Origin of the sequence: Chryseobacterium sp. MDT2-18 (assembly GCF_030815285.1) — a bacterium.
Taxonomy (GTDB): domain Bacteria; phylum Bacteroidota; class Bacteroidia; order Flavobacteriales; family Weeksellaceae; genus Kaistella; species Kaistella salivictor.
This window is the reverse complement of the sequence record NZ_JAUSWQ010000001.1, coordinates 322,312-338,051: the sequence shown is the minus strand read 5'-3', so window position 1 is coordinate 338,051 and position 15,740 is coordinate 322,312. Positions and strand designations below refer to the sequence as shown.

The window sequence follows — 15,740 nt, the reverse complement described above, 5'->3', positions numbered from 1 at the left end:
TTTAATAAAAATGTCAAAAAAAGCCATTTTAGCGATACTCGACGGTTGGGGAATAGGACTGGATCCCAAAGTTTCTGCCATTGCTCAGGCCCATACTCCCTTTATCGATTCCTGTTATGAAAAATTCCCGCATACTACGCTGGAAGCGAGTGGGATTGCTGTAGGATTGCCTTTCGGACAAATGGGAAACTCTGAAGTTGGGCACATGAACTTAGGAGCCGGAAGAGTTGTTTACCAAAATTTGGTAAAACTCAATATGGCGGTTGAAAATGCTACTTTAGGAAAGGAAAATACGATCACCAGAGCGTTTGAATATGCTTTAGAAAATAATAAAAATGTTCATTTCATAGGTTTGGTTTCAGATGGTGGGGTACATTCCCATATTAATCATTTGAAAGGTTTGCTCACCGCTGCTCACGAATTTGGTTTAGACAAAAACGTTTACGTTCATGCCTTTACTGATGGCCGGGATTGCGACCCACATTCAGGAAAAGGTTTTATACAGGAACTCCTGGATCATATGAAAGCCAGCACCGGACAGTTGGCAACGGTTGTTGGAAGATATTACGCCATGGACCGTGATAAAAGATGGGAACGTGTAAAATTGGCTTACGACGCAATGGTCAATGGAATAGGCGAACCGACCAGAGATGTTCTGGAAGCGATCGAAAACTCTTATAACCAGGAGATTACCGATGAGTTTTTGAAACCAATTATTTGTCTGAAAGACAACAGTTTACCAGTTGCCAAGATTGAAAATGATGATGTCGTATTTTGCTTTAATTTCAGAACAGACCGTGGTCGGGAAATTACAGAAGTTCTTTCACAAAAGGAGTTTCCTGAATATGGAATGCATCCGTTGAATCTGTATTATGTCACGATGACTAACTATGATAAAAAGTATACAAATGTTCATGTAGTTTTCGACGAAGAAGTTTTACACGAAACGATGGGTGAAGTCTTAGAAAAAAATGGCAGAACCCAAATCCGTGTTGCAGAAACAGAAAAATATCCTCATGTAACCTTTTTCTTTTCCGGTGGAAGAGAAGCAGAATTCGTCGGAGAAAGCCGGTTGTTGTGTCCAAGCCCTAAAGATGTTCCTACTTATGACTTTAAACCGGAAATGTCTGCGTACGATATTACCGAAAAAATACTTCCAAAAATTGAACAGGAATCGGCAGATTTTATCTGTTTAAATTTCGCCAACACCGATATGGTTGGCCATACCGGCATTTTTTCCGCCGCAGTTAAAGCCGCGGAAGTTGTAGATGAGTGCATTTCGAAAGTTGCAACTACCGCTTATGAACATGGTTATGCCGTTTTTATCCTCGCAGACCACGGGAATTCAGATGTAATGCTGAACGCTGATGGAAGTCCTAATACGCAGCATTCAACAAACTTAGTCCCTTTAATCGTTATGGATAAAGACAGAAACTGGAATTTAAAACCCGGGAAATTAGGTGATGTCGCACCATCAATTCTGAAAGTGATGGGAATTGAAATTCCTCCTATAATGACCGGAGAAGTATTAGTAAGTTAAAAAAGCTTCAAATTGACTATTGAAATGACAGATATTTCATTTGTTTTTTCTGTTAATTATGCAGTAGATAATATTTTTAAATTATATTTGCCTAATATATAAAAGAGTGAAGATGTATAATAAAATGATGAGATTAGAAGTAATGAGAACTTTAGGCAAAAATGTCGACGAGTTTATTGACTCCTATCTAACTCCAGTAGAAAAAATATGGCAACCCACTGATTTTTTGCCGGATCCGTCTGCAGATAGTTTTAAATATGATGTTGAAGAACTGCAAACTTATGCACAGGAAATGGGTTACGATCTTTTTGTAACTTTAATAGGTGATTGTATTACCGAAGAGGCATTGCCTAGTTATGAGTCGTGGATTATGGGGATTGACGGCGTAAACCAGGAAGAAAGAACCGGATGGTCACAATGGGTAAGAAGCTGGACCGCAGAAGAAAACCGCCACGGCGATCTGCTCAATAAATATTTATACTTATGCGGCCGTGTAAATATGCGCGAAGTTGAAATCACGACGCAATATTTGATTCAGGACGGTTTTGATATCGGAACGACGATGGATCCATACCGCAATTTTGTTTATACCAGTTTTCAAGAAACGGCGACTAATATTTCCCACAGAAGAGTAGGATCCTTGGCAAAACAAAGCGGAAACACAAAACTTTCCAGAATGTGTGGGGTGATTGCTGCTGATGAAGCGCGACATGCAAAAGCGTACAAACATTTTGTGACCAAAATTCTCGAACTCGATCCTTCAGAAATGATGTTGGCTTTCGAAGATATGATGCGAAAAAAAATAGTAATGCCTGCCCATTTAATGCGCGAATCCGGTCAGAAAGCTGGCGAACTTTGGGGACATTTCTCAGATGCAGCACAGCGCGCCATGGTTTATACAGGACAGGATTACATCAATATTTTATCAGAACTTCTGGAAGACTGGAAAATCGAACATATTACCGGATTGACGGAATCTGCGGAAAAAGCACAGGAATATTTAATGAAACTGCCGGGAAGATTACAAAGAATCACCGACAGAATTTCAACGCCTGATCAGGAATATCAATTCAAATGGATTAAATCGTAGATTTCATTCATGTCAATTATATTGCCAATTAAGTGAATCACTTCTTTGGCTTTTTTATTTTTATAAAGAATCCACTAATCGATGCGAACATCTTTTCAACGTGCTAAATTTATTATCTTTGCACCATTGAAATTTAGAAAAAAATGAAAAACAGTAAAAAACTTGCTATCGATTTTGACGGTACAATCGTAGATGATGGATATCCCGGAATTGGAAAAACAAAAACTTTTGCTTTTGAAACCCTAAAAAAACTACAGTCAGAAGGTTACAGACTGATTCTCTGGACTTATCGGCATGGCAAAACTTTGGAGGAAGCAGTTGAGTTTTGCAAAAAAAATGGCGTTGAGTTTTATGCGGTTAATTCAAGTTTTGAAGGCGAAATTTTCGATCATGAAAATGCGTCCCGAAAAATTGATGCCGACCTTTTCATCGACGACCGGAACCTTGGTGGATTCCCAGGTTGGGGCGAAATCTACAATATCATTAACGAAAGAATCGAATTCCGTGTAGATGGCAAAGAAGTCCTGGCTTATTCGAAAATAAAAAAAGATAAAAAGAAAGGATTGTTCTGGTAAATTATAATTAAAGTTTACATTTTTCTTTCTCTAACTTTTAAGATATTACAATACATTGATACAGTTAAAAACAATAGAAGAACTTCGCTTAATGCGGGAAAGTGCCCAACTGGTTTCCAAAACTCTGGGCATGCTGGCTAAAGAAATTAAACCAGGCGTAACTACTTTGCATCTTGATAATTTAGGGGGCCAATTTATTCGCGATCACGGCGGAGAGCCTGCTTTTTTAGGAATGTACGGTTTCCCGAAAAATTTATGTATTTCCCCAAATGCTGAAGTAGTACACGGGATACCAAATGAAAAACCTTTACTTGAAGGAGATATTTTATCAGTAGATTGTGGCGTTTTTATGAACGGCTTTTATGGTGATCACGCTTACTCATTTGAAGTAGGAGAGGTTGCACCTGAAATTAAACAACTTCTCAAAATCACCAAAGAATCCCTTTACAAAGGGATTGAACAATGCGTTCGCGGAAAAAGAGTAGGAGATATTTCCAACGCAATTCAAACCTATTGCGAAGCTCATGGTTACGGAGTTGTCCGTGAATTAGTCGGGCACGGTCTAGGCCGTAAAATGCACGAGGATCCGCAAGTTCCCAATTATGGTAAAAAAGGAAGCGGTAAAGTTTTAAAAGACGGAATCGCTCTTGCCATCGAACCTATGGTTAATTTAGGTACTGAAAAAGTAAAATTCCATGATGACGGCTGGACGGTAACTTCACTCGATATGTCGCCATCAGCTCATTTCGAACACGATGTTTGTATTATCGGCGGAAAACCGGTTTTATTGTCGACCTACAAATATATTTATGAAGCTTTAGGAATTATAAGTGATGAAGAAAAACCATTTACAATGGATTTTTAATGAAAAAAATCACTAAATTTCTTTTAAATAAGATACCAAGACCAATGCTTATTAATTTAAGCATTTTTCTTCGGCCTGTCATTTATTTATTTTTTAAAGGAACAAAATTCACCGATCCGATCGACGGGAAATCGTACCGGAAATTCCTTCCGTATGGTTACGGTAAGCAAAGAGAAAATGCTTTGTCACCGGGAACATTAAGTTTGGAGCGTCACCGGCAAATGTGGCTGTATCTTCAAAATGAAACCGATTTTTTTACTGAAAATTACAAAGTTCTTCACATTGCACCGGAGCAGGAATTTCTGAGAAAATTCAAAAAAATGAAGAATCTGAATTATACTTCTGCCGACTTATATTCGCCGATTGTCGATGTAAAAGCAGATATTCTGGATTTACCTTTTGAAGATGAAAGTTACGATATCGTCTTTTGCAATCATGTTTTAGAACATATCGGGGACGATCAAAAAGCAATGAGCGAATTATATCGGGTCATGAAAAAAGGCGGTTGGGGAATTTTTCAGGTTCCGATGAAGAATTCTTTAGAAAAAACGTACGAAGATTTTTCAATCACAGATCCGAAAGAAAGACAAAAACATTTTGGCCAGTACGACCATGTTCGCTGGTACGGAATGGATTATTTCGACCGACTGAAAAAAGCGGGTTTTGACGTTGATATCAACTTTTACTCGAAGAAATTTTCCAATGAAGACCGCAGAAGATATGGTTTGACAGAAAATGAGATTTTGCCGGTCGTTTTTAAAAAATAACTGAAAAGTAATTGGAATGGGAAAACAGTATTTAATCCATTTATTAAAGTCGATTCCTCTGTTACCGGTAATTTATTTTCAGGGAAAAAAAATAAGGAAGCAAATACCGCTTCTCCCCGAAGCAAAAGATCCCGAAGGTTTTGTCAATATCAACGCCGACAAAAATTTAAAGATTTTATTTATTGGTGAAAGTTCGATTGCCGGTGTAGGATCAGATTTTCACAAAAACAGCTTTGCCGGGCATTTCTCCAGAGCATTCAGTGCTTTAGTTCAATGTAATATAGAATGGAAAGTGTATGCTAAAACTGGCTATAACGTAGAAAAAATTCACCAAAAAATTGTTCCGCAGATCAGGGAAATTACTTGCGATTTAATCGTTATCGGAATTGGCGGCAATGATACTTTTGAATTGACTCAACCCAAAAAATGGACTAAAAACATTCAGTTTCTCATCGAAAATTTACAGAATAAATTTCCTGAAACTCCGATTTTATTTCCGCATTTACCAACTATTGAAACATTTCCCGCATTTACAAAACAAATGAAATCGGTGTTGGGAAATCACAAAGATTTATTGGCGGATTACCTTAATATGCAAGTTTTAAAAAACCAAAACGTTTATTTTCCGACCAGGAAAATAAACGTGCAGGAATGGTTGGGAAAAATGAAAGAAGATCAAACGATTGCAGATTTTTTCAGTGACGGAATTCATCCGTCTGAACTGACTTATGAATTATGGGCGAATGACTGTGTACAATTCTTATCAGATTCAAAAATAGATTTTCATTAAATTTCAGAGAGACTTTTCAAAGCTTTCAACATATCAATTCCTTTTCCTAAAACCGGTTTAAACAAATCGCCATTCTTTTTAATACGCTCCAAAGCATTATGAATATTGAAATCGGTGGGTTTTAAACCAAACTTCAGTTCTTCCCAAAGTAAAGGTATTGAGACCGGTGCGAAAGGTTTTGGACGAACGCTGTAAACACTCGCTAACGTCTGACCGGTGCGGTTTTGCAGATAATCCAGATAAATTTTATTCTTATCCCGTTTTTTCAAATTCCTCTCTAAAGTAGTTAAATCGGGTAGTTTTTGCTGCACTTTCTGCATTAAAAGATGGGCGAAATTTTTCACCAGTTCGACCTCATACTGAGCAGCCATGGGAATGAAAATATGAATTCCCGAACTTCCGGAAGTTTTACAAAAGCCTTTAATTTTTGCTAAATCCAAAATCTCCTTTACATACAAAGCAGTTTCAATAACCTGGTCAAAAGTGTTTTTCTCTGACGGATCCAAATCCAGAGCCAGCCAGGTTGGTTTATCCAAATCTGTTACCGTAGAATTCCAGGGATTCAAATCGATACAACCTAAATTATTTAAATAAGCCAAATCATCTGCTGCATTGCAGATTAAATATTCAATGTTTTTTTCATTCGATTCCGAAAAGATTGAAACTTTCTCAATCCAGTCAGGCGCGTCGTTTCCGGCATCTTTGTGATAAAAACTTAAACCGCCGATTCCGTTCGGAAAACGGTTCAGTGATTGCGGACGGTTTTTTAAATGGGGTAAAATATATTTCGCTATAGATTGGTAATACGCAATAACTTCTCCTTTCGTAATGCCACTTTCCGGGAAATAGATTTTGTTTTGATTGGTCAGAGTAACGGCTTTCGTCATCTTCGTTTTCACTTTTGTTGAATCTCTTTGAACTTTGGTTTCATTAATTTCAATTTTTAATGAAGATGAATTCTCAATCTCTTCTTCTTTTTCATTCATTAAATCCTCCTTGTCTTTATCACTGCGAAGTCCCAGATAAACGGGATGTCGGAAAATTCCATCTTGTGTTTTTTCGGTATATTTTATTTCACAAACCAATTCCGGTTTCAGCCAGGTCGCTGGAGCGTTGGTTTTTGGAACTTCTTCAAACGGACAGTTTTCGATCATTAACGGTTTAAACAATTCATGCAAAGAATCTAAAATTTTATCAGAAAAACCTGTCCCGGCATGACCGCAATATTTTAATTGACCATCGGTAAAAGTTCCCAGAATCAGCGCACCGAAATTCTTCCGGGCACCGTTCGGTTCTGTAAATCCACAAATTAGAACATCTTCTGTATTCTGTAATTTTATTTTCAGCCAGTCTGACGAACGAACACCTTCCGAATAAATACTGTCTGCTTTTTTTGCAATCATTCCTTCTAATTCCATCTTTTTGATTTGCTCAAAAAAATCAATTCCATTTTCGGGAATATGCTCACAATATTTAACGACATCATTTTCTGTTAAAGCATCTTTCAGCAATTCTTTGCGTTGAACTAAAGTTAAATTTTCAGTGGAATGCCCATTGAGCCAAAGCAAATCGAAAATCTGATATGTCATCGCCAAATCCGGATTTTCTCCTATTTTTTGTAAGATTTGAAAATCAGGTTTTCCTTCTTTATTAAAAGCAACGATTTCACCGTCTAAAACCATCTGATGATTTTGATGATCTAAAGCGTTAACTATTTTCGAAAATTTATCAGAATAGGAGAGTCCGTTCCGGGAATAAAATTGAATTACAGATTCCCTTAAATCAGCTACAGCACGGTAACCATCCCATTTAATTTCGAAAACCCAATCTTTATTGTCAAAGGCTTTTTCTCCCGTTTGCGCCAACATGGGTTTAATAAAATCTTTCAATTTTTTTTCACCAATCAGTGAAGGCGTATAATTTTTGAATGTTTTCGGGTCTTTATTTGGGATCTTTATTTTTTTTTTCCTGGACGGTTTTCTTCGCGTAACGTAACTTTTGATTTTTCAGGAACGTGCTCTTCAGCGTCATATTCCTCCAATCCGAATTGATCTTTGTGTTTAATTAACAGCCAGGCATTTGGATCTTTGGAATTTTTCATCTTTACTAAAGCAAATTCTCCTTTTAATTTTTTACCGTGAAGAATAAATTTTAAGGAATTTTGATGCAGTTCGTGGCGCATGATCAAGTCATCAGATTTTCCTTCTACTTTTTCTAAAGGCTCGTAAGTGCCCGAATCCCATATTTCAACTTCGCCTGCACCATAATTTCCTTCGGGAATAGTTCCTTCAAAATCGTGGTAAGAAAAAGGATGGTCTTCGGTCATCATCGCCAGTCTTTTATCCTCGGGATTCAGCGAAGGTCCTTTCGGAACAGCCCAACTTTTCAAAACACCGTCCATTTCCAAACGGAAATCATAATGCAATCTGGACGCAGAATGCCGTTGGATCACGAAAATCAGTTTGTTGTCTGATTTCTTTTCTTTTCCTTCCGGTTCGGGAGTTTCGTTGAATTTCCGCTTTTTATTGTATTCTTCGAGTGGCATCATCAGGAGACTTTTTTATTCTTTTTTGAATTTTCTAAACTGGCTTTTAACTGCGCCATTAAATCGACAACTTTTCCGCTGTCTTCAGCTTGTTCCTCAATTTTCTTAACTTTTCCGCCTTTTGCTTTTTGTTTAATAATTTTCATTAAATCTTCAGCATAAGTGTCTTTAAAAGCAGTGGGTTCAAACTTTTCAGAGTTTTGTTCGATCAGCGAAACTGCCATTTTTAATTCTCCTTCTTTTGGGCTTTTCTGATCCGGAATTTTTAAATCTTTATAATCTCGAATTTCCTGGGCAAATCTCAATCTGTTAATAATAAGAACTTTGTCGTCATAAGGGCGAATCATTCCGAAAATTTCTTTGTCCCGCATTACAAAGGTACCGATTCCTGCCATTTTCGTTTTTTGAAGTGCTTTTAATAAAAGGTTATAAGCATTCTCCGCATTTTTCTGCGGTTCCAGAAAATAGGGAACTTCGAAAAAAACAGAATCGATTTCTGCTTCTTTTACAAATTGTTCAATAGAGAAAATTCTAGTTTTCTCGGGACTTGCCGCAGTATAATCCCCGGCATCCAGGACAATGTATTTGTCTTCTAACAGATATCCTTTGACGATATTTTCCCATTTTACCTCTTTACCGGTTTTCTCGTTGACGCGTTTAAACTTGATATTTGAGAAATCACTTTTATCCAGCATATCCAAATCCAGATTGCTGTCTTCTACTGCAGAATACATTTTCACTGGAATATTTACCAGTCCAAATCCAATTGCTCCGTTCCAGATTGATCTCATAATAAATAATTTAAGATTTTGGATAATGAAATAATTATGCCTTTTGAAAAACGAAAAATATAGTTTGGTCATTCTCGTGATTTTAAATCAAAGAATAAAATAAACACCCACCAAAATTCATTAACTTTGCCCTTACTTTAAAATTTTTATACTTTGAGCACGCATAAAGCAGGATTCGTAAATATCGTAGGAAAACCCAACGCCGGAAAATCGACACTTCTTAATCAATTGATGGGAGAGAAGTTAGCGATTGTAACGCAGAAAGCACAAACCACGAGACACCGTATTTTCGGAATATATAATGAAGAGGATTTACAGATTGTTTTTTCTGATACACCCGGAGTTTTGGATCCAAAATACGGCCTTCAGGAAAAAATGATGGATTTTGTAAAGGATTCCTTACAGGATGCAGATGTTTTTCTATTCATTATTGATATTACTGATAAAACAGAGCACAGCGAATTTTTGGTTGAAAAACTGAATAAAATTCCGGTTCCTGTTTTGATCTTGGTGAATAAAATCGATGCTTCCAATCAAACCGATCTCGAAAAAATAATGGAATTTTGGCACGAACAGATTCCAAAAGCAGAGATTTTACCGATTTCCGCTCTAACTGGGTTTAATACTGAAGTGATTTTGCCTAAATTAAAATCGATGCTTCCCGAAAATCCGCCGTATTATGGCAAAGATCTATATACCGATAAACCGGAAAGGTTCTTTGTGAACGAAGCCATTCGGGAAAAAATTCTTTTGAATTATGAAAAAGAAATTCCTTATTCCGTAGAAGTGGTAACCGAGCAGTTCAAAGAGACCGATGGAATGATCTTCATAGATTCAGTGATTTACGTAGAACGCGACACGCAGAAAGGAATCATCATCGGGCATAAAGGCGACGCCATTAAAAAAGTGGGAACGGAAGCGAGAATCGATTTGGAGAAATTCTTTTCTAAAAAAATTCACCTTACTTTATTTGTTAAAGTAAAAAAAGACTGGAGAAAAAATGACAGAGATTTGAAAAATTTTGGTTACCGATAGCGAATTGGATTAAAATTTTGTATTTTAGATGTTTTTATTAATTTTATTATCTAATTATATTAAATGAATTATTTTTCTTCGACCAGAGACATTCCAGCAATCAATAATATCATCATGTTGTTGGTAAGGATATTTGTAGCAATCGCCATGATTATTCTGCATGGACTACCCAAATTGGAAAAATTTCTGGCAGGGGGTGAAATTCAGTTTTATAACTTTTTGGGTATCGGATCAAGTGCTACATTAATTCTGGCCATCCTGCTGGAACTGATTTGTTCTTTTTTAATAATGATTGGGCTTTTCACGCGCGCAGCAAGTTTATTACTGATGTTGGTGATGGCTATTGCAGCTTTCGGAGTTCATTTTTCTGATCCTTTTACGGTAAAAGAAAGCAGTCTTTTATTCCTTTCTATCTTTGCACTCATTTTTACTTTCGGACCACGGAAATTTTCGATCGACAATATGATTTCTCAGCGGAGAGAATCGAGATGGTAAATAGTCAATAAAAAATACAAAACCACCATTTAACATTTATGTTTTGGTGGTTTTGTGTTTTATATAGGTGCATATTTGGTTAAAAGATTAATAATCGATACTTTTGAAAAAAAGAGTATTTATGAAAAAACGACTTACGGCAATTGCTTTACTTTTTGTAGTTTTTGCAAGTGCCCAGGAAAACATTACGTATCAAAAACCTTCTGCGGAAATTATGCAGTTAGCAGATTTCGAGCGTGCACCTTCTGTTTTTATGGACAGTAAAAGAGAACAGATGATTTTCTCTTATCGGGACACTTACAAATCCCTGGACGATTTGAGTCAGGATGAAATGAAACTGGCAGGATTAAGAGTGAATCCCATCACCAACATTTCGAGTACGATGACTTATGTGAACAATCTGAAAACACGTAAGCTAAAAGATAAAACGGAAGCACAGGTAAAAGGTTTGCCAGCGAACGCAAGAATCGCATATCTTTCTTTTTCACCAGACGAGAAGAAACTGGCTTTTACCAATACCACAAAAAATGCGGTTGAATTGTGGATTTTAGATCTTGCGACAAATACCGCAAAAAAGATTTCAAACCAACCCCTGAATGCAAACTTAGGAAATCCTTATGTATGGATGTCGGATTCACAAAACCTTTTGGTTAAACAAATTCCAAGCAATAGAAATGCATTAATCGATGAGAAACAGAATCTGCCAACCGGGCCTACGGTTTCTAATTCAGACGGGAAAGTTTCGCAAAACAGAACCTACCAGGATTTATTAAAAAATCCACAGGATGAAGCCAACTTCGAAACGCTGGCCAAATCTGATTTGGTAAAGATTTCTGTTAATGGAGATCAGCAGAAATTTAAAGATGCAGATATTTACACCTCTGTTAATTTCTCACCGGATGGGAACTATTTAATGCTGACAACGATTCAAAAACCGTATTCTTATATTGTTCCATTGAGCCGATTCCCAATGACTTCTACCGTTTATGACAAAAACGGAAATGTAGTAAAAGTAGTCAATGAAACTCCTTTGAATGAAATTATGCCGAAAGGTTTTTCATCGGTAAGAACTGGTAAAAGAAATATCAGCTGGAGAGCTGACCAACCATCAACATTGGTTTTTGCAGAAGCTTTAGACGGCGGTGATCAGGCAAAAAAAGTGGATTACCGGGATGAGCTTTTTGTTTGGGAAGCGCCATTTAACACCACCCCCCCAAAATCGTTCTTCAAAACCCAGCAGAGATTCAGTGGTATCGATTGGTCAAATGGTAATATCGCTGTGGTTTCTGACAACTGGTATGATACCCGAAACTCTAAAACTTATCTTATTAATCTAAAAGATAATTCATCTAAAATAATTGATGACAGAAATTATCAGGATGTTTACAGTGATCCCGGAAGTTTCGCTGAAACCAAAAATCAATTCGGCAGAAATGTAATTGATGTAAAAAATAATAAGGCCAATCTTATCGGATCAGGTTTTACCAAAGCTGGTCAGTTTCCTTTCATTGATGAACTGGATCTGGGAAAAATGTCTAAAAAGAGGGTTTATACTTCAAAATTAACCAAGTCGAAAGAAAGCATCGTTGATATTTTAGATGCCAAAAACGGTCAGGTTTTAGTAGTAGAACAGTCGCCAAGTCAATATCCAAACTATTTTGTAAGAAACATTAAAAACGGTAAAGCAACTGCCGTTACTCATTTTGCCAATCCTTTTGAAAGCATTAAAAATGTATATAAAGAGGTAATTACCTACAAAAGAAATGATGGAGTAGAGTTGACCGGGACGCTTTATTTACCGGCAAACTATGACCGGAAAAACCATACAGAAAAATTGCCGCTTTTAATCTGGGCTTATCCCAGAGAATATGTGAGCAAAGATACTGCGGGACAAAATACCCAGAATCCAAATGATTTTACATTCCCAAGTTATGGCTCATTTATTTATTGGGTGACCAAAGGTTATGCGGTTTTAGATGACGCTTCTTTCCCGATTATTGGTGAAGGAAAAGCGGAACCTAACGATACATTTATTACGCAACTGGTTGCAGATGGTAGAGCAGCGATTGATGCCGTTGACAAATTAGGATATATCGACAGAACGAAAGTTGCTGTTGGCGGGCATTCTTACGGAGCGTTTATGACGGCCAATCTTTTGACCCATTCCAAAGATTATGCTTGTGGAATTGCAAGAAGTGGCGCTTATAACAGAACTTTGACACCATTTGGTTTCCAGAGCGAACAGAGAAATTACTGGGATGTACCCGAAATTTATAATACCATGTCGCCATTCATGCAAGCCGATAAGATGAAAACGCCTTTATTGCTTATTCATGGTGAAGCCGACAATAATCCGGGAACATTTACTTTGCAGACGGAAAGATATTTCCAGGCTTTGAAAAACTTAGGAGCGCCAGTAAGAATGGTTCTTTTACCGAAAGAATCTCATGGATACGCTGCCAAGGAAAATGTTTTGCATACGTTGTGGGAACAGGATCAGTTCTTAGAAAAATGTTTGAAAAACAAATAATATCGAAAAGAGTCTTCCAATTTGGGAGGCTCTTTTTTTATTCTATTTGAAAATTTACGGAAATGTTTCGTAGGGATTAAAAACATTTTATATAAGAATATCTTTTTTTTCGAGCTTAGAACTAGAGATTGATCAATTCCTTAAAATAAACGAAAATAGTGATTCCGGTGTTTTTACTTTATTACATGTTTGATTTTTACAAATGTTATTTAAATAAAGATTCCGAGATATCATAATCTAGCTCAATAAACAAATACAATTTAACATAATATAAATTATAGGACATTTTATAAATCTTCATAATATCTTTTGTGCGGCCATTAAGGCGATTTTCCAACATATTTTTAGAATTCGTATTTTTAATAAATCCGAGCTCATCCCAAATGAAATTATACAGCCGATTCTCAGCGGTTAGAGAATTTCGAAGTAATTTTCATTTTTAATAACGAAACACTTCGGAGAATATTTAAATTTTTACAACTTTAATAAAAAAAAAAAATAGTTAATAAAAATTTAGAAAAATAAAGTTAAAATTTTGATAAGTTGGTTTTTCTTTTAATTGTAAAATTAATATTTAGTATAATCATCTCGATTCCGGTGAATGACCAAGGTGACATCTGAATAAAAGAGAAATCCAGTTAAATTAGTAAATAATGGGTATAAATAGTAATTATAAACTTCTTCTTCCTGATGATCTGTTATTATGTTCAGATTGAACTTGAATTTAACATAATATATTCACTTTAAATTAAAATTACTAAATTTATACCTAACAATTAATTAGAAAAATATCCTATGAAAAATCTATTTCTTTCTGCGCTTATGATGTTCACTATGTTAAGTTGCGAAAAAAAAACTGCTGATGTCGTAACTACTCACGAAACTCAAGATTCTTTGACTGTTATTCCCGAAACCAATGAACCTATCGAGTCCTCTACCCTACAAACCTGCTATATGACGGCAACTGGGAAGGATTCGCTCTTTGTTTCTCTGGAAGATAATCTGGGTACTATTACGGGAAAAATGCACTATAAAAATTTCGAAAAGGACAGTTCCATCGGTGACATTGTTGGTAATCAAAATGGGGATACTTTAAAACTGGTTTACACTTTTGAAGCGGAAGGAAAAACTTCTGACCGCGAAATCTATTTTCTTAAAAAAGAAGGAAATATCATCGAAGGAATCGGCGAGCAGAAAACAGACGGAAACAAATCGAATTATGTAAATCCTGCAAAACTTAGATATGAAGGATCTATTTTGAAGCCCGTAGACTGCACCGGTTTTGATAAAAAATTTAAAACGAAATAACGTTCGACTGAGTAATTTTTCGTTTTCCTGAAAATAGTTTAAAAGTCCTCCTTCTGAAATACCATGATTTAGACCTTTGGTCACTTCGTGACAAAGAGCCTGCATATATCGTTTCGTGACTAAAGAATAAGGGAATAAATTTATAATACAGTTAAAACGATAAATTTTCGGTAAATATTTCCTTAAAATTTTAAAATATCCTAAATTAGGACAAACTTAAATAATATGTCATACTATCCACTGAATTCCATTCCAGATTATTACGGAATTGACAGTTTACTTACTGAGGAACACTTACTTATCCGCCAATCTGTTCGCGATTGGGTGGAGAGTTTTGTAATGCCCAAAATTGATGAGGCAGCACAAAATCATACCGATATTCCAAACCTTATGAAAGAATTAGGGAAAATCGGAGCACTCGGTCCTTATATTCCGGAAGAATATGGCGGTTCCGGTTTAGATCAAATTTCCTACGGAATCATAATGCAGGAGCTTGAAAGAGGAGATTCTGCGGTTCGTTCAGCCGCTTCTGTTCAAAGTTCTTTGGTCATGTTTCCAATTAATGAATATGGTTCTGAGGAACAAAAAAAGAAATTTCTTCCGCAATTGGCCAATGGGGAAATGATTGGCGCTTTCGGGCTAACAGAACCCAATCACGGTTCCGATCCCAGTTCAATGGAAACTTATTTCGTAGACAAAGGTGATCATTATTTATTAAACGGCGCAAAAATGTGGATTACCAACGCGCCACTCTGTGATATCGCTGTAGTATGGGCAAAAAATGAAGAAGGAAAAGTTCAGGGTTTAATTGTAGAAAGAGGTTTTGAAGGATTTACCACTCCGGAAACCCATAATAAATGGTCGCTCCGGGCATCGAAAACCGGAGAACTGGTTTTTGATAATGTGAAGGTTCCCAAAGAAAATATATTTCCGAAAGTCACTGGTTTGAAAGGACCTTTATCCTGTTTAAATTCTGCACGGTACGGAATTTCCTGGGGGGTAATCGGCGCAGCCATCGACTGTTACTGCACGGCAGTTCAGTATTCAAAAGAAAGAACACAATTTGGAAAACCAATTGCAGGATTTCAATTACAACAGAAAAAGTTAGCCGAATTCTTAACCGAAATTACCAAAGCACAATTGCTTTGTCTTCAGTTAGGAAATTTAAAAAATGCTCATAAAGCAACGCCGGCACAGATTTCAATGGCGAAAAGAAACAACGTGAAAATGGCAATCGACATTGCCAGAGAATCCCGACAGATTCTTGGCGGAATGGGAATTATGGGAGAATTCCCGATGATGCGTCATGCAGCGAATTTAGAATCCGTCATCACTTACGAAGGAACCCACGATATTCATTTGCTGATCACCGGCATGGATATTACCGGAATTAACGCTTTCGGATAAAA

General features: G+C 36.6%; 14 protein-coding genes. 11 read left to right on the top strand and 3 right to left on the bottom strand.

The genetic code is table 11. The annotated features are described in order from the left end of the window. Positions 1-10 precede the first annotated feature (10 nt). The 6 genes from gpmI (at position 11) to QF004_RS01490 (ending at position 5,627) form a co-directional block, all read left to right on the top strand. Complete coding sequence (gpmI, locus tag QF004_RS01515; RefSeq protein ID WP_307422057.1) at positions 11-1,540, top strand: 2,3-bisphosphoglycerate-independent phosphoglycerate mutase; 1,530 nt, start codon at positions 11-13, stop codon at positions 1,538-1,540. A gap of 112 nt (positions 1,541-1,652) precedes the next feature. Then, entirely contained in the window at positions 1,653-2,630 is a 978-nt protein-coding gene (locus QF004_RS01510) for an acyl-ACP desaturase (protein WP_133440582.1), read from the top strand. Between the two features lie 143 nt (positions 2,631-2,773). Then, positions 2,774-3,205: a BT0820 family HAD-type phosphatase gene (locus QF004_RS01505; protein WP_133440581.1), complete on the top strand. Its 432-nt coding sequence runs from the start codon at positions 2,774-2,776 to the stop codon at positions 3,203-3,205. A 55-nt stretch (positions 3,206-3,260) separates the two neighbouring features. Continuing rightward, positions 3,261-4,070, top strand: a complete 810-nt coding sequence (gene map / locus QF004_RS01500; protein ID WP_133440580.1) for a type I methionyl aminopeptidase — start codon at positions 3,261-3,263, stop codon at positions 4,068-4,070. Beyond that, a complete protein-coding gene (locus QF004_RS01495) occupies positions 4,070-4,837 on the top strand; it encodes a class I SAM-dependent methyltransferase (protein WP_133440579.1) in 768 nt (255 codons plus the stop codon). The genes map and QF004_RS01495 overlap by 1 nt, the downstream gene beginning before the upstream one ends. A 16-nt stretch (positions 4,838-4,853) precedes the next feature. Then, a complete protein-coding gene (locus tag QF004_RS01490) occupies positions 4,854-5,627 on the top strand; it encodes an SGNH/GDSL hydrolase family protein (protein WP_307422052.1) in 774 nt (257 codons plus the stop codon). Here the strand turns inward: QF004_RS01490 and ligD are convergent. The 3 genes from ligD to QF004_RS01475 all read right to left on the bottom strand — a co-directional run bounded on the left by ligD (position 5,624) and on the right by QF004_RS01475 (position 8,963). Then, positions 5,624-7,516: a DNA ligase D gene (ligD, locus tag QF004_RS01485; RefSeq protein ID WP_307422050.1), complete on the bottom strand. Its 1,893-nt coding sequence runs from the start codon at positions 7,514-7,516 to the stop codon at positions 5,624-5,626. The genes QF004_RS01490 and ligD overlap by 4 nt on opposite strands. 65 nt (positions 7,517-7,581) lie before the next feature. Next, on the bottom strand, positions 7,582-8,175 hold the full coding sequence (locus QF004_RS01480; RefSeq protein WP_246012359.1) for a DNA polymerase ligase N-terminal domain-containing protein: 594 nt from the start codon (positions 8,173-8,175) through the stop codon (positions 7,582-7,584). Then, entirely contained in the window at positions 8,175-8,963 is a 789-nt protein-coding gene (locus QF004_RS01475; RefSeq protein WP_307422047.1) for a Ku protein, read from the bottom strand. The genes QF004_RS01480 and QF004_RS01475 overlap by 1 nt, the downstream gene beginning before the upstream one ends. A 153-nt stretch (positions 8,964-9,116) precedes the next feature. Here QF004_RS01475 and era point away from each other — a divergent pair, with 153 nt between their 5' ends. The 5 genes from era to QF004_RS01450 all read left to right on the top strand — a co-directional run bounded on the left by era (position 9,117) and on the right by QF004_RS01450 (position 15,738). Next, positions 9,117-9,998 (top strand): GTPase Era, encoded by an 882-nt coding sequence (gene era, locus QF004_RS01470; protein WP_133440576.1) that lies wholly within the window; start codon positions 9,117-9,119, stop codon positions 9,996-9,998. Between the two features lie 63 nt (positions 9,999-10,061). Beyond that, entirely contained in the window at positions 10,062-10,493 is a 432-nt protein-coding gene (locus QF004_RS01465) for a DoxX family protein (RefSeq protein WP_133440575.1), read from the top strand. Between the two features lie 121 nt (positions 10,494-10,614). Continuing rightward, a complete protein-coding gene (locus QF004_RS01460; protein WP_307422045.1) occupies positions 10,615-13,023 on the top strand; it encodes a S9 family peptidase in 2,409 nt (802 codons plus the stop codon). A gap of 795 nt (positions 13,024-13,818) precedes the next feature. Beyond that, positions 13,819-14,331, top strand: a complete 513-nt coding sequence (locus QF004_RS01455; protein WP_307422043.1) for a hypothetical protein — start codon at positions 13,819-13,821, stop codon at positions 14,329-14,331. Positions 14,332-14,556: 225 nt separating this feature from the next. Next, the gene (locus tag QF004_RS01450; RefSeq protein ID WP_133440572.1) at positions 14,557-15,738 is read left to right on the top strand and encodes an acyl-CoA dehydrogenase family protein; all 1,182 of its coding nucleotides are present in this window, start codon (positions 14,557-14,559) and stop codon (positions 15,736-15,738) included. Positions 15,739-15,740: the final 2 nt, after the last annotated feature.

Coding starts and splice junctions, on each gene's coding strand:
- gpmI (WP_307422057.1), top strand. CDS start 11: ATGTCAAAAAAAGCCATTTTAGCGATACTCGACGGTTGGGGAATAGGA.
- QF004_RS01510 (WP_133440582.1), top strand. CDS start 1,653: ATGTATAATAAAATGATGAGATTAGAAGTAATGAGAACTTTAGGCAAA.
- QF004_RS01505 (WP_133440581.1), top strand. CDS start 2,774: ATGAAAAACAGTAAAAAACTTGCTATCGATTTTGACGGTACAATCGTA.
- QF004_RS01495 (WP_133440579.1), top strand. CDS start 4,070: ATGAAAAAAATCACTAAATTTCTTTTAAATAAGATACCAAGACCAATG.
- QF004_RS01490 (WP_307422052.1), top strand. CDS start 4,854: ATGGGAAAACAGTATTTAATCCATTTATTAAAGTCGATTCCTCTGTTA.
- QF004_RS01480 (WP_246012359.1), bottom strand. CDS start 8,175: ATGATGCCACTCGAAGAATACAATAAAAAGCGGAAATTCAACGAAACT.
- QF004_RS01475 (WP_307422047.1), bottom strand. CDS start 8,963: ATGAGATCAATCTGGAACGGAGCAATTGGATTTGGACTGGTAAATATT.
- QF004_RS01465 (WP_133440575.1), top strand. CDS start 10,062: ATGAATTATTTTTCTTCGACCAGAGACATTCCAGCAATCAATAATATC.
- QF004_RS01460 (WP_307422045.1), top strand. CDS start 10,615: ATGAAAAAACGACTTACGGCAATTGCTTTACTTTTTGTAGTTTTTGCA.
- QF004_RS01455 (WP_307422043.1), top strand. CDS start 13,819: ATGAAAAATCTATTTCTTTCTGCGCTTATGATGTTCACTATGTTAAGT.
- QF004_RS01450 (WP_133440572.1), top strand. CDS start 14,557: ATGTCATACTATCCACTGAATTCCATTCCAGATTATTACGGAATTGAC.